This is a genomic window from Streptomyces brevispora (assembly GCF_007829885.1).
Taxonomy (GTDB): Bacteria; Actinomycetota; Actinomycetes; order Streptomycetales; family Streptomycetaceae; genus Streptomyces; species Streptomyces brevispora.
Genome location: NZ_VIWW01000001.1, coordinates 429,512 through 451,819 on the forward strand (window position 1 = coordinate 429,512; position 22,308 = coordinate 451,819).

A 22,308-nucleotide genomic window follows, 5' to 3' on the forward strand; every position below is an offset into this window, starting at 1 on the left:
GGGTGGGTACCGCCACCGGCGGTACCCACCCCTTCCTGTGTCACGGCCCCTGCCGGGCCGCTACGGGGTTACTGCTGCGGAGCCATGGTGTCCGCGATGCCCGGGTTCTTCCCCATCCAGACCTTCACGGCTTCTTCCTCATGACCCGTGCCGAGCTTCTGGATCTCGTTCTCCAGGCCGGCGAGCTGGTCCTCGCTCAGCTTGAAGTTCTTGAACCACTCGGTGAGCTGCGGATAGTTCTTCGGGAAGTCCTTGGAAGCGATGGTGTGCAACCGGTCGCCCTCTCCGAAGGCCTTCCGGGGGTCCTTGAGCTTCGTCATCCCGAACTCGCTGTAGGCCCAGTGCGGGGTCCACAGGAGTACCGCGACGGGCTCCTTCTTGGCGTACGCGCGCTTCAGCTCGGCGAGCATGCCGGGCGTCGAGGAGTCGACGACCTTGTACTCCTTGTCCAGGCCGTACTTCGGCAGCACGTTCTTCTTGAGGTTCTCCATCGTGGCCGTGCCCGGCTCGATGCCGACGATCCGGCCCTTGAAGTCGGACGCCTTGCCCTTGAGGTCGGCCAGGGACTTCACGTCCTTGACGTAGCTCGGCACCGCGACCTCGATCGAGGTGGGGCCGTACCACGAGCCGATGTCCGTCAGCTTCGAGCCGTACTTGTCCCAGTAGTTCTTCTGGGTGTACGGCAGCCAGCCGTCGAACTGCACATCGATCTGGCCGCGGGACATCGCGGTGTACATCGGGCCGACCTCGAACTGCTTGAGGTTGATCTTGTAACCGCGGTCCTCCAGGACGGCCTTCCACAGGTACGTGGCGGCGATGTCCTCCTCCCACGGGAACCAGGCCATCTCGACGGCGCGCTCGCGCTCGTCCTTGCCGTCGGCGCCCTTGGAGGTGGCGGGCTTGGCAACCGGGGTCACCTTGTCGGCGAAGCCCGGGTTGGCCTTGAGCCAGGTCCGGACGGCCTCCTGCTCCTTGCCGGACCCGCTCTTCTGCATCTGCGCCTCAAGACCGGTGAGCTGGTCCTCGGTCATCTTGAAGTTCTTCAGCCACTTGCCGACCTGGGGGTTCTCTTCGGAGAAACCCTTGCGGGCCAGCGTGTGGATGCCGTCGCCCTTGCCCCAGAGGTTCTTGGGGTCCTTGAGCTTGGTCAGCTCGTACTGGTTGTACGCCCAGTGCGGCGACCAGAGCGGGACGACGATCGGTTCCTTCTTGGCGTACGAGCGCTTCAGCTCGGCCAGCATCGACGGCGTGGAGCCGTCGACGACCTTGTACTCCTTGTCCAGGCCGTAGCCCGGCAGGATCTTGTCCTTGAGCAGGCCCGTCTCACCGGCGCTCGGCTCGATGCCGACGATGCGGCCCTTGAAGTCGGACGCCTTGCCCTTGAGGTCGTCGAGCGAGTCGACGCCCTTCACGTACGAGGGGACGGCCAGCTCCAGGGAGGTGGGTCCGAACCAGGAGCCCATGTCCTCCAGGCGGTCCTTGTACTTCTTCCAGTACGCGGCGTGGGTGACCGGCAGCCAGGAGTCGGTCTCGAAGTCGATCTGGCCGTTGGCCATACCGGTGTACAGCGCGCCGGCCTCGTACTGCTTGACGTCGACCTCGAAGCCGCGCTGTTCCAGCAGTTCCTTCCAGAGGAACGTGGAGGCGATGCCCTCGTCCCACGGGATGTAGCCCATGCTGATCTTCTTGCCGGCGCCGATGTTCTTCGGGTCGGAGCCCGCGGTGTCGTCCGACTTCGAGGAGCCGAACAGGCCCATGCCGCCTGCGACGAGCGCGAGGACAACGATGCCGGCCACGGCGACGACGGGCTGCGGGCGGTGGTTCCACACCTTCAGTCCGCCGGCCACCGCCTGCGCCTTGGCGAGCGCGCGGCGGGCCAGCGGGGAGACCTCGCGGCCCAGGGCGCTGGTCATCCGGTCCAGGTACATCGCCAGGATGACGATGGAGACGCCCGCCTCGAAGCCGAGGCCGACGTCGACGTTGCCGATCGCGCGGTAGACGGAGCCGCCGAGGCCGCCGCCGCCGACCATGCCGGCGATGACCACCATGGACAGGCCCAGCATGATGACCTGGTTGATGCCCGCCATGATCGTGGGCAGCGCGAGCGGCAGCTGCACCCGCAGCAGGGTGTTGCGCGAGGTGGTGCCGAAGGCCTCTGCCGCCTCGACGAGTTCACCGTCGACCTGGCGGATGCCGAGTTCGGTCATCCGGACGCCCGGGGGCAGCGCGAAGATGATGGTGGCGATGATGCCGGGGACCACGCCCACGCCGAAGAAGATGACGCCGGGGATCAGATAGACCATGGCGGGCATGGTCTGCATGAAGTCGAGGACCGGCCGGGTCACCGCGCTGACGGTCGTGGAGCGGGACGCCCAGATACCGAGCGGCACGGCCAGCACCAGCGTCACGATGGTGGCGACGAGTACCAGGGTGAGCGTGTCCATCGCTTCGCCCCACAGCTCGACCGAGTCGATGAGGGCGAAGCCGACGAACGCGAGCACACCGGCGAGCAGGCCGCGCAGCCACCAGGCGATGACGGCGACGATGCCCGCGAAGATCAGGGGCGCTGGGGCGGACAGGACGGCGGCTATGCCGTCGAACATGCCGCCGACGATGGAGCTGATGGCGTCGAAGAGCCAGGTCAGATGCGCCTGGAGCCAGTCGACGGCGGAGTCGACCCAGTCGCCGAGGTGGAGCCTAAACACTGGCCACCTTCTTCAGCGTCGCCGCGGCGTCCTGGGGAGCCTGAGCGGGAGTCATCGGCTCGCCGAGTACGGCGAGCAGCCGGGCCCGGGGCACGACGCCCACCAGCCTGCCCCTGTCGTCGGTCACGGCGACCGCGACACCGCTCTGCGAGCAGGGCGTGAACAGCTCGATGATGGGGGTTCCCTCGGTGACGGTGGCCGGGGCCTCCCGCAGGACGTCCTGCGGGGTACGGAGTTCCTCGCCGTCGTCGGTCCTGGTGCCCATGACGGTGTGCGGCTCGGCCATGATCGCGCCGGCGGTCAGCACCCTGGAGCGGTCCACATCCTGGGTGAAGGAGGCGACGTAGTCATTGGCCGGGGTGACGAGGATGTCCTCGGCGGTGCCGAGTTGGACGATCTCCCCGTCGCGCATCACGGCGATGCGGTCGCCGAGGCGCATGGCCTCGTTGAGGTCGTGGGTGATGAAGACGATGGTCTTCTTCAGCCGCTTCTGCAGTTCGAGGAGCTGGTCCTGCATGTCGCGGCGGATCAGCGGGTCGAGTGCGCTGAAGGACTCGTCCATCAGGAGCAGGTCGGCGTCGGTGGCCAGCGCGCGGGCCAGGCCGACACGCTGCTGCATGCCGCCGGACAGCTCGTCGGGCCAGGAGTTCTCCCAGCCCGCCAGGCCGGTCATCTCCAGGGCCTCCGCCGCGCGCCGGTCGCGCTCGTCGCGCGGCACACCCTGCACCTCGAGGCCGTAGCCGGCGTTCTCCAGCACGCTCCGGTGAGGGAAGAGAGCGAAGTGCTGGAACACCATGCTGATCTTGGTGGACCGCACATGGCGGAGTTCGGCGGGGGTCAGGGCGGTCAGGTCCTGGCCGTCGAACAGCACTTTCCCGGCGGTGGGCTCCAGCAGTCCGTTGAGCATCCGAAGCAACGTGGACTTGCCGGACCCGGACAGGCCCATCACGACGAAGATCTGGCCCGGTTCCACGGTGAACGATGCGTCGATCACCGCTGCGGTCGTTCCGTCGGCGCGCAGCTCGTCGCGGTCGGAGCCGCTCTCGAGTTTCCGCACGGCTTGATCGGGTCGTCTGCCGAAGACCTTGTACAAGTGTTCGGCTTGCAGCCTTGACACATACACCTCACGCGTTGAACCGAAACGGTCTGCCACCCCCTCCGGCAGACCGTGGAGCGTGCGGATTCGGTCCGCATGGCACGTGCACTAGTTGAAAATGCGACGTGATCCGCTCCGATGGCGCGCCTGCCCGCACTTACACCGGCCAAACACAAGAGTGATCCAGCTCACACAGAAGTCGCCCGAGCTCGGGAACCGCGCCCTCGGGGGCCACTGTCAGTGGGGTGCGGCATCATCAGGGGTGTGACGCGACGCCTGATGCTCCTCGACACCGCCTCCCTCTACTACCGCGCCTACTTCGGGGTCCCCGACTCGGTGCGCGCGCCGGACGGGACGCCGGTCAACGCCGTGCGCGGACTGCTCGATTTCATCGGCCGGCTCGTGCAGGATCACCGGCCGGACGACCTGGTCGCCTGCATGGACGCGGACTGGCGGCCGCACTGGCGGGTCGAGCTGATCCCCTCGTACAAGGCGCACCGGGTCGCGGTGGAAACCGCCGGGGGACTGCCGGACGAGGAGGAGACGCCGGACACGCTGGCCCCGCAGGTGCCGATCATCGAGGACGTCCTCGACGCCCTGGGGATCGCGCGGGTCGGCGTCGCCGCGTACGAGGCGGACGACGTGATCGGCACGCTGGCCGGTCTGGCGACCGGTCCGGTGGACATCGTCACGGGCGACCGGGACCTCTACCAGCTGGTGGACGACGCGCGCGGGGTGCGGGTGCTCTACCCGCTGAAGGGTGTCGGTTCGCTCCAGGTGACGGACGAGGCCTGGCTGCGCGAGAAGTACGGGGTGGACGGCTCCGGCTACGTCGACCTGGCGCTGCTGCGCGGCGACCCGAGCGACGGGCTGCCCGGCGTGCCCGGTATCGGCGAGAAGACGGCGGCGAAGCTGCTGGACGCCTTCGGCGATCTGGCCGGAATCATGGCGGCGGTGGACGACCCTGCCGCGAAGCTGACACCCTCGCAGCGCAAACGGCTCGACGAGGCACGCGACTACGTGGCCGTCGCGCCGACCGTGGTCCGGGTCGCCGGTGACGTACCGCTTCCGGAGTTCGAGCCCGCGCTTCCCGCCGAGCCCCGCGACCCGGCGGCGCTCGAAGCGCTCGCGGACCAGTGGGGGCTGGGCGGCGCCCTGCAGCGCCTGCTCACCACTCTTCGGAACTGAGACGCAAGCCGGCGGCGCCCGCTCTCCACACTTCGGAACCGAGGTGTTAAGTTAGGTAACCCTAAGGTTGACCTAAGATCAATGGTCCGGTTATCCGGGGCAGGGAGAGAACCTCGTGGCAGAACGACCGGCGCGGCAGGCACCCAAGGCGCAGGGCGCGCACGTCCTGCGCACCGAGCAGATCACCCCGCACATGATCCGGGTGGTGCTCGGCGGTGACGGTCTCGCGGACTTCGCGCTCTCCGGGTTCACCGATCACTACGTCAAGCTCTGCTTCGCCCCCGAGGGCGCGCAGTACGAGCACCCCTTCGACATAGCACGCATCCGCGAGGAGTTCCCTCGTGAGCTGTGGCCCACCACCCGTACGTACACGGTGCGCTCCTGGGACCCGGCCACCCGGGAACTGGCCATCGACTTCGTGGTGCACGGCGACGAGGGCCTCGCGGGCCCCTGGGCGGCCCGCGCCGCGGCCGGCGACCCGGTGACCTTCCTGGGGCCCGGCGGCGGATACCGGCCCGAGGCCTCGGCCGGCTGGCACCTCCTGGTGGGCGACGAGAGCGCGCTGCCGGCCATCGCCGCGACGGTCGAGCAGATGCCGGAGAGTGCGGTGACGCATGTCTTCATCGAGGTCGCGGACGCCACGGAGGAGCAGAAGATCGCGGCGCCCGACGGCGTCGAGGTCAACTGGCTGCACCGGGGCGACCGCCCGGTCGGCGAGGCGCTCACCGCCGCCGTGAAGGCGCTGGAGTTCCCGGCGGGCGAGGTGCAGGCGTTCGTCCACGGCGAGGCCGGCTTCGTCAAGGACATCCGCCGCCATCTGCGGCTGGACCGCGGTATCCCGCTGCCCCAGCTGTCGATCTCCGGCTACTGGCGCCTGGGCCAGAACGACGACGCCTGGCGCTCGGTCAAGCGCGAGTGGAACGCGCAGGTGGAGCGCGAGCAGGAGACCACCGCGTAGGGCTCGTCCGCGAAGTCGGGCTCAGCTGTGCCCCGGTCCGCGGACCGGGGCACAGTCGTGTGCGGGCGTGGAAGGATTTCGCCCACTGACCAATCCGCGCTGCCACCGGCTCCGAATCACCCCTGGAGACCGATGACCGCCCCGGAAGGATGCCCGCGTGAAAGAAGCCGTGCACATCAGCGGACTGGCCTCGTCCGGGCCCGACCTCCAGGAGCTCCTGGGGATGGTCGCCCGGGGCGATCAGGATGCCTTCGCTCGGGTGTACGAAGTGGTCTGTGGCCCGGTGCTCGGGCTGGTGCGAAGTGTGCTGCGCGACCCCGCCCAGTCGGAGGAGGTCACCCAGGAGGTGCTGGTGGAGGTGTGGCGCACGGCGCCGCGCTTCCAGGCGGCCCGCGGCAGCGCCATGAACTGGGTGCTGACCCTGGCCCACCGCCGGGCCGTGGACCGGGTGCGCTCGGTGGAGGCGACGACGGCCCGCGAGCACAAGGCCGCACTGCTCGACCGCACCCCCGCCTTCGACGACGTCACCGAACAGGTCGAGAGCCGGCTGGAGCGGGAGCAGGTCCGCCGCTGCATGCGGACCCTCTCCGAACTGCAACGGGAGTCCGTCACGCTGGCCTACTACCGCGGACTGACCTATCGCGAGGTGGGGGAGCTGCTCGCGGTGCCGCTCGGAACGATCAAGACTCGACTGCGCGACGGACTGATCCGGCTGCGCGACTGCCTCGGGGTGAGCGTATGAGCAACGCCGGACTGCACACACTGACCGGGGCCTACGCCCTGCACGCGCTGCCGGAGACCGAGCGCCGGGAGTTCGAAAGCCATCTGGGCGACTGCGAGGCCTGTTCCGTGGAGGTGGGGGAGCTGTCGGAGACGGCGACCCGGCTCGGCCTCGCCGTGTCGGCCACGCCCTCGCGGGAGCTGCGCGAGCGGGTGCTGCGGGAGATCGCGACCGTACGCCAGGATTCGCCGTCCGGCGGCCGGCGGGCCCGCTCCGGCGGGGCTGCGGGCCGGGACGGCACGGGCAGGGCCGGGCGGTGGTCAAAGTTCGCGCTGGCCGCGTGCCTGGCCGCGGCGGCCGGCTTCGGCGGCATCGCCGTCTGGCAGAACCAGGAGGCGCGGGACGCCCGGGAGGACGCCCGCGCCGCCCAGCAGTGGAGCGAGCAGGTGGCCGAGGTCATCTCGTCGCCCGACGCGCGGTCCGGCTCGGGCACCCTGAGCGACGGCGCGAAGGGCACCGTGGTGGTCTCCAGGGGCCAGGACCGGGCCGTGTTCCTGGCCTCGGGGCTGGCGAAGGCACCCGGCGGCAAGGTCTACCAGCTGTGGTTCGACGACAACGGCACGATGCGTTCCGCGGGCCTGATGCGGGCGACCGGCCCCTCGTCGACGACCTACGCGAGCCTGCTCGACGGGCCGGTGGACGGCGCCACGGGCATGGGCATCACGGTCGAACCGGCGGGCGGGTCCGAGCAGCCGACCTCCGCTCCCCTGGCGCTGATGAAGCTCCCGTCGGCCTGAGGCGGTGGCCCGCGGCCGGTTGTCCGGAACGAACCGTTCCGGACAACCGGCCGCGGACAGCATGAGCCACGCCACGACGGGCACACGTCGTGGGCGGGACCACCGGCCGCCACGCGGTGAAGGTCCCGCCCCCGGACGCGGTGGTCACGGTGCTCGCCCCGGGTCGGGTCGTCCCGGCGGGCCGAGACCACTTCGCGGTGCTCGCCCCGTACTTCCGCCGTTGGGAGGCGACGGAGGTAGGGGGCCCACTGCCGTCACCGCGCGTGCGGCTCAGCTCCGGCGTGGCGGCCGGGGGAAGAAGCCGCTGGTCCTGGCGGTGTACGCGGCGAAGCCGGGGCGTTCGGCCATATGCCGTTCCAGCAGGGCCTTTCCGCTGCCGCCGATGAGCAGGAAACTCATCAACGCGGGTGCCGCGACCGTGGCCGCGGCGGCCTCCGGCGCCTCGCAGACGATCAGGAACAGGCCCCACCAGACGCAGAAGTCACCGAAGTAGTTCGGATGCCGGGTCCAGGACCACAGCCCCCGGTCCATGATCCGCCCGCGGTTGGCCGGATCCGCCTTGAACCGGGCCAACTGGTGGTCCCCCACCGCCTCGAAGCCGAGTCCTACCGCCCAGAGCGCGGCGCCGGCCCAGGCCCAGGCACCGATCGGCCCCGTGACGTACCCGGCCGCCTGTACCGGCAGCGAGATCAGCCAGACCAGGGCGCCCTGGAGCAGGTACACCTTCCGCAGGGCGTACAGCGCGGGGCTGCCCGGCGCCCTGGCCAGCATCGCCTCGTAGCGCGGGTCCTCCCCATGTCCTCTTCCCCGGCGGGCGATGTGCCAGGCGAGCCGCAGCCCCCACACCGCCGTCAGCACCGTGACCAGAAGCCGTCGGGTGCCGTCTCCCCCGCCGCCGGCCGACACGGCGTACGAGACGAGTGCGACGGCGGTGAACCCCAGGCCCCACGCGACGTCGACGACACGGTGCATGCCCTTGCGCACACCGATGGCGAAGGTGACGAGCATGACGGCGAGGGCGGCGCCCGCGCAGGGCACGAAGCCGTGCGCGAACGCCGCCCATCCGAAGTCGTTCATCCGGTGGCCCCGCTCTTCGCACCGTCGCGGGCGGACAGGACCGCCGCGTGATCCGCGTGCCAGCCGTACCGGGTGGCGGGCATCCCGGCCGCGCCGGTCGCCTCCGGCCGTACGGAGAGGATCTGGTCCACGCCCATCCGCCGTTCCTCGAAGGTGAGGGCGCTACCGGCCAGGTAGAGCCGCCACACCCGTACGGTCTCCTCGCCGACGAGGTCCACGAACTCCGGCTGGTTCAGCTCCAGGGTGCGCCGCCACGCGTCGACGGTCCGCACGTAGTGCTCGCGCAGCCCCTCGACGTCGCGTACTTCGAGTCCGGCGCCCTCCAGCAGGGCGACCGTCTCGCCGAGCGGGCGCATGTGCATGTCGGGCGCGATGTACGACTCGATGAACGCGCCGCCGCCCGGAGCGTCACGGCCCCGGGACATCTGCTGGACCAGTACCCGTCCGCGCGGCCGGACCATCGCGTGCAGCGTGGCGGTGAAGGCGGGGTACTCCGCGTCCCCGACGTGCTCGCCCATCTCGACGGTGGACACCGCGTCGTAACCGCCCTCGTGCCCCGGCGCACGGTCGATGTCCCGGTAGTCGCAGCAGCGGACCTCGACCAGGTCGCCCAGGTTCCGTTCGGCCACCTGCTCACGGACGTGGGCGGCCTGTTCCCGGGCGAGGGTGACGGCGGTGACGCGGACCCCGTGCCGCTGTGCGGCGTACAGGGACAGTGATCCCCAGCCGCAGCCGATGTCGAGGAGGCGTGCTCCGGGGCGCAGGTCCAGCTTGCGGCAGATCAGTTCCAGTTTGTCGCGCTGGGCGTCGGCGGAGCCGTAACCGGGGGCGTCGCTGGTCCAGTAGCCGCAGGAGTAGGCCATCGTCTCGTCGAGGAGCAGCGCGTAGAAGGTGTTGGAGAGGTCGTAGTGGTGGCTGATGGCGGCCCGGTCGCGGGACTTGCTGTGCAGGACGCCGTGGAGTCCCGCGCGGGCGGCGGGGACCGGGGGCCGGGGGCCCACCGCACCCAGGCGCAGTGCGGTGCCGGTGGCCCGCAGCCGGTCGCCGATACCGGGACGCGGCGGGCGCAGTCCGCGCTCGCGTACGGCCTGACGCATCGCCCGCAGCCCCTGCGAGAGGTCGCCCTCGACCTCGACGTCACCGGTGATGTACGCCTCGGCCAGGCCGAGTTCGCCCGGTGACCAGAGCAGCCGGCGCAGCGCCCGCCGGGACCGGACGTGGACCAGGGGGCCGTCGGCGGCGCCGGTCTCGCTGCCGTCCCACATCCGCACCCTGACCGGGAGGGCGCCGCCGAGCAGTTGCTCGACGAGGGGTTCCAGTCGCTGCGCCGCGCCGGTCGTGGGCTGCTTGCCGGTAAGTGTCATCACACCGTTTCCTGACGGGTCAGCAGCAGCTGCCGCACATGGAGGTAGCCGGAGCGGAATCCCGCTTCGGAGTAGGCGAGATAGAAGGTCCACATGCGGCGGAAGGTCGCGTCGAAGCCGAGTGCGTCGACTTCCGCGGTCCGCTCGGCGAACCGTTCCCGCCACAGCCGCAGGGTCTCGGCGTAGTGCGTGCCGAAGTCGTCGCACCGGTCGATGCGCAGGCCGGTGTGCTCGGCCGTGACCTGCTCGATCGCCTCGACGGAGGGCAGGAGCCCGCCGGGGAAGATGTACTTGTGGATCCAGGTGAACGTGGTGCGGGAGGCGCGCATCCGGTCGTCGGGCATGGTGATGGCCTGGAGGGCGATGCGGCCGCCGGGGGCCAGCCGTTCCTCCAGGGTGCGGAAGTAGACCGGCCAGTACTCCGCGCCGACCGCCTCGATCATCTCGACGCTGACCACCGCGTCGTACTTCCCGTCGATCCTTCGGTAGTCGCAGAGCCGGACCTCGGCCCGGTCCTCGTACCCGGCCTCCCTGATCCTTCGGCGGGCCAGTTCCCGCTGTTCGGCGGAGAGCGTGACGGAGACGACGCGGGCGCCGCGGGCGGCGGCCCGGATCGCGAGTTCTCCCCAGCCGGTGCCGATTTCGAGGAGTTCGGTGCCGGGTCCGACACCGGCCAGGTCGAGCAGTCGGTCGATCTTGCGGTGCTGGGCGGCGGGCAGCGTTTCGGGGTCCGCGGGGAAGCTGCGGAAGACGGCGGAGGAGTAGCTGAGGGTCTCGTCGAGGAAGAGTGCGAAGAGCTCGTTGGACAGGTCGTAGTGGTGGCTGATGTTGTCGCGGGCGCCTTCGGGGGTGCCCAGTTGCTCCGCGGGACGGCGCCCCGCCCATAGTCCGCGCAGCCGTTGGAGAGGCTGCGGGATCAGGGTGGCGACGTGGTCGGCGAGGACGGTCAGGACGCCCACCGGGTCGGGTGAGTCCCACTCGCCCGCCATGTACGACTCGCCGAAGCCGATCAGGCCGTTCACCCCGATTCTGCGGAAGAACGTGGCGGGGTCGCGGATGTCCATCAGGGGGCCGCCGAGGCCGATGTCCTCCTGCCCGGCGAGGCGGGCGCGGAGCGGGAGCCCGGCCAGTGCGCGGCGGACGACCCGTTCGGCGACGGCGGTCCGCAGCCGGGACGCGCGGGGCAGCCGGGCGACGTCGGGCCAGCGATCAGGGTCGGTGGCCTGGGAGGGCACCCGGGGCGAGATGGCGGGGGACGGGGAGTGGGTCGTGGACACGCTCACTGCATTCCTTCCTGAGTGGTGTGGCGGGGACGGGGCCGCACGGGAAGTCCGCGCAGCAGGAGGCGGATTCCGTGCAGTCGGATGGCGAGGGAGACGACCGCCGTCGACCAGGGGTGCCGCAGCGCCAGCCGGAGCAGCGCGCGAGGGGTCACCGGGCGTCGACTGCCGCGGACCGTGGCGGTGAACGACCTTGTGCCGGAACGTTCCAGATGCACCGTCAGGTCGAGCCGGGGGCCGGGTTCGGGGAGCCGCATCCGGTAGGCGCCGTCGACGCCGAAGAACGGCGACACATAGAACTCCTTGGCGGTGGACGCCCGGCCGGCGGCGTCCGGGTGCAGCAGGTAGCAGTGGCGTTCGCCGTAGGTGTTGTGCACCTCGGCGACCGTGCAGAGCAGGGTGCCGTCGGTGCGGCGGCACCAGTAGACGGTCAGCGGGTTGAAGACGTGGCCGAACACCCGGGCCTGGGTGAGCATCGTGATGGCCGCGTCGGCGAGGTCGATGCCGTTCGCGGCCAGGAACCTGCTCAGACCGGCCCGGATGGTCGGGGCCGTGCCGCCGAAGTGGTCGCGCGGATCGAAGCCGGCCAGGAAACGCAGGGCCGCGGGCAGCGGCGGCGGCCCGTCCGGGTCGATCAGCCACAGGTAGGTGCGGTGCCGGAAGGCGTACCTGACGGGCGCGGAACGCACGTGGGCGATGGTGCAGGGGTAGAGGGCGTTCACCAGTCCACCCCCAGGACTCTGGCCGCGTCCGCCCCCGAGCGGCAGCCGTCCTCGTGGAATCCCCAGCCGTGGTACGCCCCCGCGTAGGCGGTGCGTGGGCCGGACAGGGCGGGCAGCCGGGCCTGGGCGGCCACCGACTCCGGTGTGTAGACGGGGTGTTCGTACACCATGCGGGCGCGGACCAGGCCGGGGGCGACGCGGTCGGCGCCGTTCAGCGTGACGACGAAGGTCTCCGGGGCGTCGAGCCGCTGGAGCCGGTTCATGTCGTAGCTGACGGTGACGTGTTCGGGGCTCGCGGTACAGGACGGCATCAGGTAGTTCCAGGAGGCACGGGCGCCGCGGGCGCGTGGGAGCAGCCGGGTGTCGGTGTGCAGGAGCGTGGGGTTGCGGGAGTAGCGGAACGCGCCGAGGGTGTGGCGTTCCTCGTCCGTGGGGTCGGCGAGCAGCCGCAGCGCCTGGTCGGGGTGGGTGGCGATGACGACGGAGTCGAACCGCTCGGTGGCGTCGTCCGCGGTGACCATGTCCACACCGTCCGGGTGGCGGCGCACGGCACGGACCGGGGTCGCGGTACGGACGGCGCCGAGTTGTTCGGTTACCCGTTCGACGTAGGCGCCCGATCCGCCGGTGACGGTCCGCCACACCGGGGAGCCGCCGACCGAGAGCAGCCCGTGGTGGTCGAGGAAGCGGAAGAGGTAGCGGGCGGGGTAGCGCATCGCGGTCACCGGGTCGCAGGACCAGACGGCGGAGACGACGGGGGTCAGGAAGTGGGCGGTGAAGTACGGGGAGAAGCGGCCGCGGGCGGCGAACTCGCCGAGCGTCATGGTGTCCGCGCCGGGTCCGCCGTCCGCCAGGAGGCGCCGGGCGGACCGGTGGAAGCGGGGCACCGCCGCCAGCATCCGGAGATAGGCCGGATGCCGGGCGGCCGCCGGGCGGGCGAGCAGGCCTGCCGGGCCGCGGGCACCCGCGTACTCCAGTGCGCAGCCCTCGCATCGCACGGACATGCTCATCTCCGACTCCTGTGTGGCGACACCGAGTTCGGCGAAGAGCCGCAGCAGATGCGGGTAGGTGCGCTGGTTGTGCACGATGAACCCGGAGTCCACGTGGTGGATGCGGCCGTCCGACGCGGGGAGTTCGTGGGTGTGCGCATGGCCGCCCACCCGGTCGTCCGCCTCGAACAGCGTCACGTCGTGGGCCGTCCGCAGGATGTGGGCGGCGGTCAGACCCGCCACCCCGCTCCCCACCACGGCTGTCCGCCGCCGCTTGCCTGTCATACCGCTCCTTCCGAGCACCGGCTCCGTTCGCTCCTCCCGGCGTTTCCGCCGAGCGGCGAATGCCTCTCAGAATCTGATTCGTTACAGGTCCCGCCGTGGATTGGCCGTGATCGACTCTCATCCGTTCGGGTGACAGACCAATCCGTCGGGCGTCCGGCGCCGAATACCCGTCGTGAGCGAAGATCAGAACGATGCGCAGGACGGGGCCCATGGGTCCCGGCGGTCCCGCTGGGTGCGTGCTGCTTTCGCCGCGCTCAGCGGTCTGATCGCCGGTCTCTGTGCCCTGGCGGTCGCCGAGCTGGTGGCGGCGGCCGTACGTCCCGAGGCGGGTCCGATCACGGCGGTGGGCGGTGCGGTCATCGACCGCACGCCTCCGGCGCTCAAGGACTTCGCCATCAGGAATTTCGGCACCCACGACAAGCTGGTCCTGGAGCTGGGCATCCTGGTTCTCCTGGCGGGCTTCGCCGTGGTGGTCGGGGTGCTGGCGCTGCGGCACCGGGTGATCGGCTCGGCTGCCGTACTGGTCTTCGGTGTGGTCGGGGCAGTCGCGGCGGTAGGACGGCCGGAGGGCCGATTCCCCGACGCGCTGCCCTCGGTGGTGGGTGCCGTGCTGGCCGCAGGGGTGCTGTATCTCCTGGTCGGCCGGCTGGCACCGGCTTCCGGTCCCTCCCCCGCGGCTGGCGGGAGGGGCGGGGAGGCGGTGTCCGGCACCTTCGACCGACGGGGCTTCGTCATCGCGGCGACCGCCGCGGCGGCGGCCTCGGCCGGCGCCGGCCTGCTGGGGCGGCGGCTCACCTCCGCCGTGCAGGCCGGGGCCACCGCCTCACGCCACGATCTGGTGCTGCCCGTGCCCGCATCGGCGGCGCCGGCCGTACCGGCCGGGGCCGATCTGCGGATCCGGGGACTGAGCTCGTTCGTCACACCGAACAAGAGCTTCTACCGGGTGGACACGGCCCTCGTGGTGCCGCGCATCGACGCGAACGACTGGAAGCTGAGGATCCACGGAAAGGGTGTGCAACGCCCTTTGACGCTGAGCTTCCAGGATCTGCTGCACCGCGAGATCATCGAGCGCGACATCACGCTGACCTGTGTGTCCAACGAGGTGGGCGGACCGTATGTCGGCAACGCCCGGTGGATCGGCGTGCGGTTGGCCGATCTGCTGCGCGAGGCGGGGGTGAAGCCGCCGTCCCGCGGCGGCCCGGCCGACCAGATCATCACGCGGTCGGTGGACGGCATGACCATCGGCACGCCGGTCGAGACGGTCATGGACGGACGCGACGCGCTGCTCGCCCTCGGCATGAACGGTGAGCCGCTGCCCTTCGAGCACGGCTTCCCGGTCCGGATGGTCGTTCCCGGCCTGTACGGATATGTGTCGGCCTGCAAGTGGATCAAGGAACTCGAGCTCACCACGTTCGCGGACTACGACGCCTACTGGGTCAAGCGGTCCTGGTCCCAGCAGGCCCCCATCAAGACCGAGTCCCGGATCGACACCCCGCGTCCGTTCGCCTCCCCGAAGGCCGGCACGATCCCGGTCGCCGGGGTCGCCTGGGCCCAGCACCGCGGAGTCTCGCGGGTCGAGGTCCGGGTGGACGGCGGCCCGTGGCACACCGCGAAGCTGGCGGCCGAGGACAGCCCGGACACCTGGCGCCAGTGGGTGTGGGAGTGGCCGGCCACCTCCGGCAACCACACCCTTGAGGTCCGTGCGACGGATCGCACCGGCGCCACCCAGACCGACCGGCGAGTCGGCACCGTCCCCAACGGTGCGACCGGCTGGCATTCGGTGGTGGTCGGCGTGTCCTGAGCGGACACGCCGCCCCTCACGCCCCTTTTCCCTACGGAACACGGCAAGCGAGCTCCGCTTTCCCTACGGAACACGGCAAGCGAGCTCCGCACACGCACCGCTTGTAACCAAAAGTAATCAATCCGTCACTCATCTGAACCCAGGAGAACCTCATGAACGTCCTCTACGTCCGTCGCGCCGCCGTTGCCGTGTCCGCGGCAGTGGTACTCCCGCTCGCCCTCTCGGCCTGCTCCAGCGATTCCAAGGACAGCGCGTCCGGCTCCACCGCCAGCTCGGCCAAGGCATCGGCCCCCGCCAGCGAATCGATGAGCATGGACAAGCCCTTCGGTTCGGGTTGTGCGTCCGTGCCGAAGAACGGCTCGGGCTCCTTCGACGGCATGGCGAAGGACCCGGTCGCCACGGCCGCCTCGCACAACCCGGCGCTCTCCACCCTCGTCACCGCGGTGAAGAAGGCCGGCCTGGTCGACACCCTGAACAGCGCCCAGAACATCACCGTGTTCGCCCCGACCAACGAAGCCTTCGCCAAGATCCCGAAGGCCGACCTGGACAAGCTGCTGGCCAACAAGGCCGAGCTGACCAAGGTGCTCACCTACCACGTGGTGGGCAAGAAGCTGACGCCGAAGCAGTTGGAGAACGGCTCCTTCGAGACCCTGGAGAAGGGCAAGCTGACGACGTCCGGTTCCGACATGACGTACACCGTGAACGACTCGTCCCAGGTCGTCTGCGGCAACGTCCAGACCGCCAACGCCACGGTCTACATCATCGACACGGTCCTGACGCCCCCGAAGTAGCGGGCCACCGCGCGACCATGCGCGTTCCTCCGGCAACTCGCCCGGGGACGTGTGGACTTCGGCCCTGCGGGGACACGATCACCAGCACAGCAAACGCACGCACAACGGGTACCACCGGAACCGGTCAGGGCGCACATGCCTCCCTGGCCGGTTTCGGCTATCGCCCGGAACCGCACCGTACGGTGAACGGATGAACGTCCTGAGCAGACAGAACCGGGCGGCGGGGGCGGTGGTCGGGTCGGCGGTCGGTGACGCGCTGGGGGCGCCGTTCGAGTTCGGCGCGGCGGGCGTGTACACGGCGCGGTTCCCGGACGGCGCCGGAACGATGTGCGGCGGAGGAGGCTGGGACCCGGGCGAGGCCACGGACGACACGCAGATGGCGGTTCTGGTCGCGGAGTCCCTGCTGGAGCGCGGCGGCCCTGATCTGCCCGACCTGTTCGACAGGTTCCGCCGCTGGGCGGCCGGCGAGCCGAAGGACATCGGCCTCCAGACGGAGGACGTGCTGACGAGCGGTGAGCCATGGGATGTCGCGGCGGCACGGCACTTCCAGATCAACGGCCGGGCGGCGGGCAACGGTTCACTGATGCGCGCCGCCACCTCAGCCGTGTACTTCGCCCGGCCGGAGCCGGCGAAGCGCACGGCGGACGCAGCGCGGACAGAGGACACAGCGCGGGCACAGGACATAACGCGAGCACAGGACACAGCGCGGGTGGTGTCCATGGACGCGGCGCGCCGGATCGCCGCCCTGACCCATGGCGACCGGGCGGCATGGGAAGGCACCGCCGTGCTGCACGAACTGATCCGGACGGCCCTGGACGGCACCGATCCGCTCACCGCCGTCCAGGACGCCCTGGCCGCCGTGCACGCGGACCACCGCGAACGCTGGGCCACCGTTCTCGCCCCCGACTGGCACCCGGACGCGGCGACGGAGTTCAACGGCGCGGTGTGGCCTTGTCTGGGCACCGCGCTGTGGGCGCTGCGCACGACGCGGTCGTACGAGAGCGCCCTCGCGACGGCGATCGACGTGGGCGGGGACACCGACACCGTGGCGGCGGTGACCGGGGCGCTGGCGGGCGCAGCTTACGGGTTCGACGCGATCCCGTCGCGGTGGACGGGAGCGCTGCACGTCCCGCTGCCGGGCTACGGCGGCCGGGTGCTGCGCACACCGGATCTGGTGACCCTGGCCCGGCGGCTGGACGACCACCGGACCGATGCGATTCGTACCGATTCCTGACGAAACCCAGCCACCTCTAAACTACACATAAAGCATAAATAAGAGCAGAATGGCAGAGCAGGCCGCTCATCGCACAAGGCGTGTCCTGGCCTGCGGGAGCGAAGGAGACGAACCTCATGTCAAACCTCTCGCATGCCGGCCATGACTTGGCCGGACACCCCGATATCTCCGAAATGCGCGACCGTTACGCCCGGGTGATGGGTGGCCGCGATGTGGCGCTCGTGGATGCACCGGTGTTCCTGGTCGGCCTGTACTGCGCCATTTCGCCCTGGGTCCTGCACTTCACGACGAGCCAGGCAGGTCTGGTGAGCCACAACCTGATCATGGGCATCGCGATCGCCGTGCTGGGTCTCGGGTTCACCGTGATGCCGCAACGGATGTATGGCCTGAGCTGGGCCATCTGCGCCATGGGCGCCTGGATGATCGTCTCGCCCTGGGTGGTGGGCAGCAGCCCGGGCATGGGTGTCGTACTCAACAACGTCATCATCGGCGGCCTGACCCTCCTGCTGGGGCTGATCTGTACAGGCGCGTCGCTGCGGAGCAGTCGCGGCCGGTCGTAGAACTCGCCCGACGGGCTGGGACGGCCTGCACCGTGGAGTCCTGACGGTGCGGGCTTCCGCGTGCCCGGGCAGTGCCCCGACCCGCACCCGGCAACGCCCGGGAGGCCGACGGAACGACCGCAACTATTCATTCCCCTCAAGGGTCTTGTGGGTTGACGGCAGTGGCCGACGCCCCTCGGGCAGCCGGCGGCCGCACTCGGGAAGCACAAGACGGGAGTGCGCATATGGCGCGGCATGTGATGGCGTGTACGGCTCTGGCGACTGTGGTGGCGGCGGGGGCCCTGGTGGCTCCCGCCGCCTTTGCCGCACCGGGTGGCGGGACGACGGGAGCGGTGCATACTCCGCGCAAGGCAGCCGCCCCCAAGCCGGGCGACGTGGACCGGGACGGTTTCGGCGACCTCGCCGTGGGCGCTCCGGAAGGCACCGTCAAGGGGCACGCGAAGGCGGGCTACGTCTCACTCGTCTACGGCACCGCCCAGGGCGTACGGGTCAGCCGGCACAAGGGCATCACTCAGGACACGGCCGGGATACCGGGCGTACCGGAGGCCGGGGACCGGTTCGGCTCGTCGGTGGCCATGGGCGACGTGGACGGCGACGGGTACACCGACCTGGTGATCGGTTCGGGCGGCGAGTCCATCGGGACCGTGGCGGGCGCCGGCGCGGTGACGATCGTCTTCGGGGCCAAGGGCGGACCGGGGACCGACGCCATCGCGTTCCACAATCCGAAGCCGATCGCGCGCGAGGGGTTCGGCGACAGGCTGACGGTCGGCGACTTCGATCACGACGGACGGGACGACATCGCCATCTCCGCCAGAACGAAGGTGCACGTCGTACGCGGTGCGAGCAATCTGCGTGACATCGACGAACCGAAGATGACCTCGTTCACCCCGCCCGGCGGCGGCGCCGGAACGGGACCGATCGCCGCGGGCGACATCAACGGCGACGGGTACGCGGACCTGGTCACGGAGGCGTCCTTCGACGATCCGGCCGACGAGGGCACCCTGGGCGTGCTGCCGGGTTCGGCGACGGGGCTCAAGACGAAGCCGATCAGCCAAATCGGGCTGCCTTTCGCCGGCTACAGCATCGTGACCGGTGACGTCACGGGCGACGGCCGGGACGACGTGGTCGTGGACACCACGTACTCGGACGGCCCCGACGAATTCCTGCTGCGCATGTTCCCGGGCACCGCCTCCGGGCTGGGCAAGGGTGTGCCCTACGGCGGGGCGGTGGAACCGGGCCGGGCGGGCGTGCTGGCCGACACCGACGGCGACGGGCACGCCGATCTGGTGGTCCCTGTGGTCGGCGAGGCGGACTCCGACGGCATCCAGAACGCGGGCGCGCTGACGGTCATACCGGGGAAGTCCACGGGTCTGGACGCGGCCCGCGCCCGGAAACTGACCCTGGACTCGCCCGGGGTGATGGGAGTGATGGAGGGCAACGACCTGTTCGGACTGTCGCTGGCGGCCGGGGACTTCAACGCGGACGGCCGTGCGGATCTGGCGGTCGGCGCGCCCGGCAAGTATCTGGCGACGGGTGCGGTGAGCGTCATCCTGGGCTCGGCGTCGGGACCGACCGGGGTGGGCTCGATCCTCTTCACCCCGGAGTCCCTGGGACACCCGACGATGAAGGCACGCTTCGGCTCGGCCGTCGGGGCGACCACCACCCGCTGACAGCGACGCTCGCGGGCGGCTGAGACGTAGTCGTACAAGCATCCCCCTCAGGGGAGGCTCCATCATCCCCGGCGTTCGAGGAGCGGGGTCCGCGGCAGAATCCCGGGAACGGGAGGGGCGGGCAGAGGGCAAGGCCCCCTGCTCGTCCCGGCGCACACCACCCGCACCCGACAGCGCACCGCACCACTCGTCACTCGCCCCGCCTCACCCCACGGAGCTGTACGCCACCACTCCCCGCAGCACCTCATCGACGGCCTTTCGCGCGTTCCGACCCACCGAGCTGCCCTCACGCGGCGCCGCGGCCGCCACCTGCCCCAGCACATCGATGACCTGCTTGCACCACCGCACGAAGTCCCCCGCCGGCATCTCCGCCTCGCGCAGCACCTCGTCCAGCGTCCGGCCGGACGCCCACATGTAGACCGCCCAGGCGAATCCGAGGTCGGGTTCGCGCTGTCCGACCCCCTCCGCCTGGTTGATCTTGAAGTCCTCCTCCAGGCCATCGAGCCGCCCCCAGATCCGGACCATCTCGCCCATCGCGGTCCTGGCCGGCCCCGACGGCAGCTTGGGCGCCACCGCGTCGTCGGACTGGCGTGCCTCGTACACCAACGCCGAAACGCACGCCGCGAGTTCGGCAGGGTTCAGGCCCTCCCACACGCCCGCCCGCAGGCACTCGCTCGCCAGCAGGTCCAGTTCGCCGTACAGCCGGGCCAGCCGCCGCCCGTGCTCGGTGACCTCGCTGCCCCGCAGATAGTCGAGCTCGGTCAGCAGCGCCACGATCCGGTCGAAGGTCCGGGCGATCGTGTTGGTGCGCCCCTCGATGCGGCGCTCCAGTTGCTGGGTGTCCCGCTGAAGCCTGTGGTACCGCTCGGCCCACCGCGCATGGTCCTCGCGCTCGTCGCACCCGTGGCAGGGGTGCGCACGCAACTCGGCCCGGTAGCGCGCGATCTCGCGGTCGTCGGCGGCGACGGAGCGCTCCTTGCGGTGCCGGTCCGGCACGATGTGCCCGGCCTTGGTGCGCAGCGCGGACGCCAGATCGCGGCGGGACTGCGGTGAGCGCGGGTTGAACGACTTCGGGACGCGCATCCGCTCCAGCGCCTGCACCGGCACCGGGAAGTCGATCGCGGCCAGCCGCTTGACCTGCCGCTCGGCGGTCAGCACCAACGGCCTTGGCCCGTCGTGGTATTCGAGCCCGCGATGCCCGTGCCCGTTGGTCCGACCGGCGGGCAGCCCTGGATCCAGGACGAGCGCCAGTCCGGCGAACTTGCCGGTCGGGACATGGATGACATCGCCGGGCTTGAGCTTCTCCAGGGACGCCGCAGCCGCGGCCCGCCGCTGCGATGCGCCGTGCTTGGCGAGCTCCGTCTCCCGGTCCTTGAGGTCGCGGCGCAGCCGCGCGTACTCCTCGAAGTCACCGAGGTGGCAGGTCATTCCCTCCCGGTAGCCCTCCAGGCCCTCTTCGTTCCTCTGGACCTGGCGGGAGATCCCCACCACCGACCGGTCCGCCTGGAACTGTGCGAACGAGGTCTCCAGCAGTTCCCGCGAGCGGTGCCGTCCGAACTGCTGCACCAGGTTCACGGCCATGTTGTAGGAGGGCCGGAAGCTGGAGCGCAGCGGATACGTACGCGTACCCGCGAGGCCGGCCAGTGCTCCCGGGTCCATGCCCCGCTGCCAGAGCACCACCGCGTGACCCTCGACGTCGATCCCGCGCCGCCCGGCGCGGCCGGTCAGCTGGGTGTACTCGCCGGGGGTGATGTCCGCGTGCTGCTCGCCGTTCCATTTGACGAGCTTCTCCAGGACGACGGAGCGGGCGGGCATGTTGATGCCGAGAGCCAGCGTCTCCGTGGCGAAGACCGCCTTCACGAGACCGCGTACGAAGAGCTCCTCGACGACCTCCTTGAACGTCGGCAGCATGCCTGCGTGGTGCGCGGCGATGCCCCGCTCCAGGCCTTCGAGCCATTCGTAGTAGCCGAGGACATGGAGGTCCTCGGCGGGGATGGACGCCGTGCGCGACTCGACGATCTCCCGTACCAGCCGGCGCTTGTCCTCGTCGTTGAGCCGGAGTCCGGCCTGCAGGCACTGCTGCACGGAGGCCTCGCAGCCGGCCCTGCTGAAGATGAACGTGATGGCCGGCAGCAGTCCCTCGGCGTCCAGCCGGTCGATGACCTCGGGCCTCGACGGCGTCCAGATCCGGCTCCGCTGGCGCCGCTCGCGCTCGCGGTCCGCCTCGCGCACCATCTTTCCGCGCCGGCGCTCGCGCGGGTTGTATCCGCGCTGGTTCTCCATGCGGGCGAGCCGGACGAGGTCGGGGTTGACCTCACGCCGTCCGACGCCGCGGCCGCCGTGGTCGCTCTCCTCCTCGAAGAGGTCGTACATCCGGCGGCCGGCCAGCACATGCTGCCAGAGCGGCACCGGCCGGTGCTCGGAGACGATCACGGCGGTGTCGCCGCGGACGGTGTCCAGCCAGTCGCCGAACTCCTCGGCGTTGGACACGGTCGCCGACAGTGACACGAGCGTCACGGATTCGGGCAGGTGGATGATCACTTCCTCCCACACCGCGCCCCGGAAGCGGTCGGAGAGGTAGTGCACCTCGTCCATCACCACATAGCCGAGGCCGACCAGCGCCTGGGAGCCCGCGTACAGCATGTTCCGCAGCACCTCGGTGGTCATGACGACCACCGGGGCATCGGCGTTGACACTGTTGTCGCCGGTGAGCAGGCCCACCTTGTCCGCGCCGTAGCGCTTGACCAGGTCGGCGAACTTCTGGTTGGACAGGGCCTTGATCGGCGTGGTGTAGAAGCACTTGCGGCCCTGCTCCAGGGCGAGGTGCACGGCGAATTCGCCGACGATCGTCTTGCCCGAACCGGTCGGGGCAGCGACGAGCACCCCCTTGCCGGCCTCCAGCGCCCCGCAGGCCTCGATCTGGTAGGGGTCCAGATCGAACTCGTACATCTCGCGGAACGGCCCGAGCGCGGTCGCCTGCTCGGCGGCTCGGATCCGGGAAGCCTGGTATCGCTCAGCTGGTGAGAGGTCCTCTGTCATCTTGTCCACGAGCCTACCCGCCGCCTCCGACAGT

General features: G+C 70.5%; 17 protein-coding genes and 1 pseudogene. 10 read left to right on the forward strand and 8 right to left on the reverse strand.

The window, feature by feature from the left end:
* Positions 1–68 precede the first annotated feature (68 nt).
* Together FHX80_RS02030 and FHX80_RS02035 are read right to left on the reverse strand one after the other, a co-directional pair.
* The gene (locus FHX80_RS02030; protein WP_145762524.1) at positions 69–2,705 is read right to left on the reverse strand and encodes an ABC transporter permease/substrate binding protein; all 2,637 of its coding nucleotides are present in this window, start codon (positions 2,703–2,705) and stop codon (positions 69–71) included.
* On the reverse strand, positions 2,698–3,762 hold the full coding sequence (locus FHX80_RS02035) for a quaternary amine ABC transporter ATP-binding protein (protein ID WP_145762525.1): 1,065 nt from the start codon (positions 3,760–3,762) through the stop codon (positions 2,698–2,700). The genes FHX80_RS02030 and FHX80_RS02035 overlap by 8 nt, the downstream gene beginning before the upstream one ends.
* 318 nt (positions 3,763–4,080) lie before the next feature.
* On the opposite strand from FHX80_RS02035, the gene FHX80_RS02040 reads away from it, so the two are divergent.
* The 5 genes and pseudogenes from FHX80_RS02040 to FHX80_RS35375 form a co-directional block, all read left to right on the forward strand.
* Complete coding sequence (locus FHX80_RS02040; protein ID WP_145767023.1) at positions 4,081–4,989, forward strand: 5'-3' exonuclease; 909 nt, start codon at positions 4,081–4,083, stop codon at positions 4,987–4,989.
* A gap of 115 nt (positions 4,990–5,104) precedes the next feature.
* A complete protein-coding gene (locus tag FHX80_RS02045; protein WP_145762526.1) occupies positions 5,105–5,947 on the forward strand; it encodes a siderophore-interacting protein in 843 nt (280 codons plus the stop codon).
* Between the two features lie 157 nt (positions 5,948–6,104).
* A complete protein-coding gene (locus FHX80_RS02050) occupies positions 6,105–6,689 on the forward strand; it encodes a sigma-70 family RNA polymerase sigma factor (protein WP_145762527.1) in 585 nt (194 codons plus the stop codon).
* On the forward strand, positions 6,686–7,465 hold the full coding sequence (locus FHX80_RS02055) for an anti-sigma factor (protein ID WP_145762528.1): 780 nt from the start codon (positions 6,686–6,688) through the stop codon (positions 7,463–7,465). Before FHX80_RS02050 ends, FHX80_RS02055 begins: the two co-directional genes overlap by 4 nt.
* A 134-nt stretch (positions 7,466–7,599) precedes the next feature.
* A pseudogene (locus tag FHX80_RS35375) lies at positions 7,600–7,749 on the forward strand (deoxyribodipyrimidine photo-lyase); the annotation flags it as partial.
* On the opposite strand, the gene FHX80_RS02065 reads toward FHX80_RS35375, so the two are convergent.
* From FHX80_RS02065 to FHX80_RS02085, 5 genes are read right to left on the reverse strand one after another with little or no spacing between them, the layout of a single operon-like run.
* The gene (locus tag FHX80_RS02065; RefSeq protein ID WP_145762529.1) at positions 7,736–8,542 is read right to left on the reverse strand and encodes a DUF1295 domain-containing protein; all 807 of its coding nucleotides are present in this window, start codon (positions 8,540–8,542) and stop codon (positions 7,736–7,738) included. The pseudogene FHX80_RS35375 and the gene FHX80_RS02065 overlap by 14 nt on opposite strands.
* Entirely contained in the window at positions 8,539–9,906 is a 1,368-nt protein-coding gene (locus tag FHX80_RS02070; RefSeq protein ID WP_145762530.1) for an SAM-dependent methyltransferase, read from the reverse strand. The genes FHX80_RS02065 and FHX80_RS02070 overlap by 4 nt, the downstream gene beginning before the upstream one ends.
* Positions 9,906–11,189, reverse strand: a complete 1,284-nt coding sequence (locus FHX80_RS02075; RefSeq protein WP_145762531.1) for a class I SAM-dependent methyltransferase — start codon at positions 11,187–11,189, stop codon at positions 9,906–9,908. The genes FHX80_RS02070 and FHX80_RS02075 overlap by 1 nt, the downstream gene beginning before the upstream one ends.
* Positions 11,186–11,911 (reverse strand): DUF1365 domain-containing protein, encoded by a 726-nt coding sequence (locus FHX80_RS02080; RefSeq protein WP_145767024.1) that lies wholly within the window; start codon positions 11,909–11,911, stop codon positions 11,186–11,188. Before FHX80_RS02080 ends, FHX80_RS02075 begins: the two co-directional genes overlap by 4 nt.
* A complete protein-coding gene (locus FHX80_RS02085; protein WP_145762532.1) occupies positions 11,905–13,179 on the reverse strand; it encodes an NAD(P)/FAD-dependent oxidoreductase in 1,275 nt (424 codons plus the stop codon). Before FHX80_RS02085 ends, FHX80_RS02080 begins: the two co-directional genes overlap by 7 nt.
* Positions 13,180–13,411: 232 nt before the next feature.
* On the opposite strand from FHX80_RS02085, the gene FHX80_RS02090 reads away from it, so the two are divergent.
* The 5 genes from FHX80_RS02090 to FHX80_RS02110 all read left to right on the forward strand — a co-directional run bounded on the left by FHX80_RS02090 (position 13,412) and on the right by FHX80_RS02110 (position 19,235).
* Entirely contained in the window at positions 13,412–14,980 is a 1,569-nt protein-coding gene (locus FHX80_RS02090) for a molybdopterin-dependent oxidoreductase (RefSeq protein WP_145767025.1), read from the forward strand.
* Positions 14,981–15,132: 152 nt separating this feature from the next.
* Positions 15,133–15,771: a fasciclin domain-containing protein gene (locus FHX80_RS02095; RefSeq protein ID WP_145762533.1), complete on the forward strand. Its 639-nt coding sequence runs from the start codon at positions 15,133–15,135 to the stop codon at positions 15,769–15,771.
* A 190-nt stretch (positions 15,772–15,961) separates the two neighbouring features.
* Entirely contained in the window at positions 15,962–17,005 is a 1,044-nt protein-coding gene (locus FHX80_RS02100; RefSeq protein ID WP_145762534.1) for an ADP-ribosylglycohydrolase family protein, read from the forward strand.
* 116 nt (positions 17,006–17,121) lie between these two features.
* A complete protein-coding gene (locus FHX80_RS02105) occupies positions 17,122–17,565 on the forward strand; it encodes an SPW repeat protein (protein WP_208764563.1) in 444 nt (147 codons plus the stop codon).
* Between the two features lie 224 nt (positions 17,566–17,789).
* Positions 17,790–19,235: an FG-GAP-like repeat-containing protein gene (locus tag FHX80_RS02110; RefSeq protein ID WP_145762535.1), complete on the forward strand. Its 1,446-nt coding sequence runs from the start codon at positions 17,790–17,792 to the stop codon at positions 19,233–19,235.
* A gap of 204 nt (positions 19,236–19,439) precedes the next feature.
* On the opposite strand, the gene FHX80_RS02115 is transcribed toward FHX80_RS02110, so the two are convergent.
* Entirely contained in the window at positions 19,440–22,274 is a 2,835-nt protein-coding gene (locus tag FHX80_RS02115; RefSeq protein ID WP_145767027.1) for a DEAD/DEAH box helicase, read from the reverse strand.
* Positions 22,275–22,308: the final 34 nt, after the last annotated feature.

Coding starts and splice junctions, on each gene's coding strand:
- FHX80_RS02040 (WP_145767023.1), top strand. CDS start 4,081: ATGCTCCTCGACACCGCCTCCCTCTACTACCGCGCCTACTTCGGGGTC.
- FHX80_RS02055 (WP_145762528.1), top strand. CDS start 6,686: ATGAGCAACGCCGGACTGCACACACTGACCGGGGCCTACGCCCTGCAC.
- FHX80_RS02065 (WP_145762529.1), bottom strand. CDS start 8,542: ATGAACGACTTCGGATGGGCGGCGTTCGCGCACGGCTTCGTGCCCTGC.
- FHX80_RS02070 (WP_145762530.1), bottom strand. CDS start 9,906: ATGACACTTACCGGCAAGCAGCCCACGACCGGCGCGGCGCAGCGACTG.
- FHX80_RS02085 (WP_145762532.1), bottom strand. CDS start 13,179: ATGACAGGCAAGCGGCGGCGGACAGCCGTGGTGGGGAGCGGGGTGGCG.
- FHX80_RS02095 (WP_145762533.1), top strand. CDS start 15,133: ATGAACGTCCTCTACGTCCGTCGCGCCGCCGTTGCCGTGTCCGCGGCA.
- FHX80_RS02100 (WP_145762534.1), top strand. CDS start 15,962: ATGAACGTCCTGAGCAGACAGAACCGGGCGGCGGGGGCGGTGGTCGGG.
- FHX80_RS02105 (WP_208764563.1), top strand. CDS start 17,122: ATGTCAAACCTCTCGCATGCCGGCCATGACTTGGCCGGACACCCCGAT.
- FHX80_RS02110 (WP_145762535.1), top strand. CDS start 17,790: ATGGCGCGGCATGTGATGGCGTGTACGGCTCTGGCGACTGTGGTGGCG.
- FHX80_RS02115 (WP_145767027.1), bottom strand. CDS start 22,274: ATGACAGAGGACCTCTCACCAGCTGAGCGATACCAGGCTTCCCGGATC.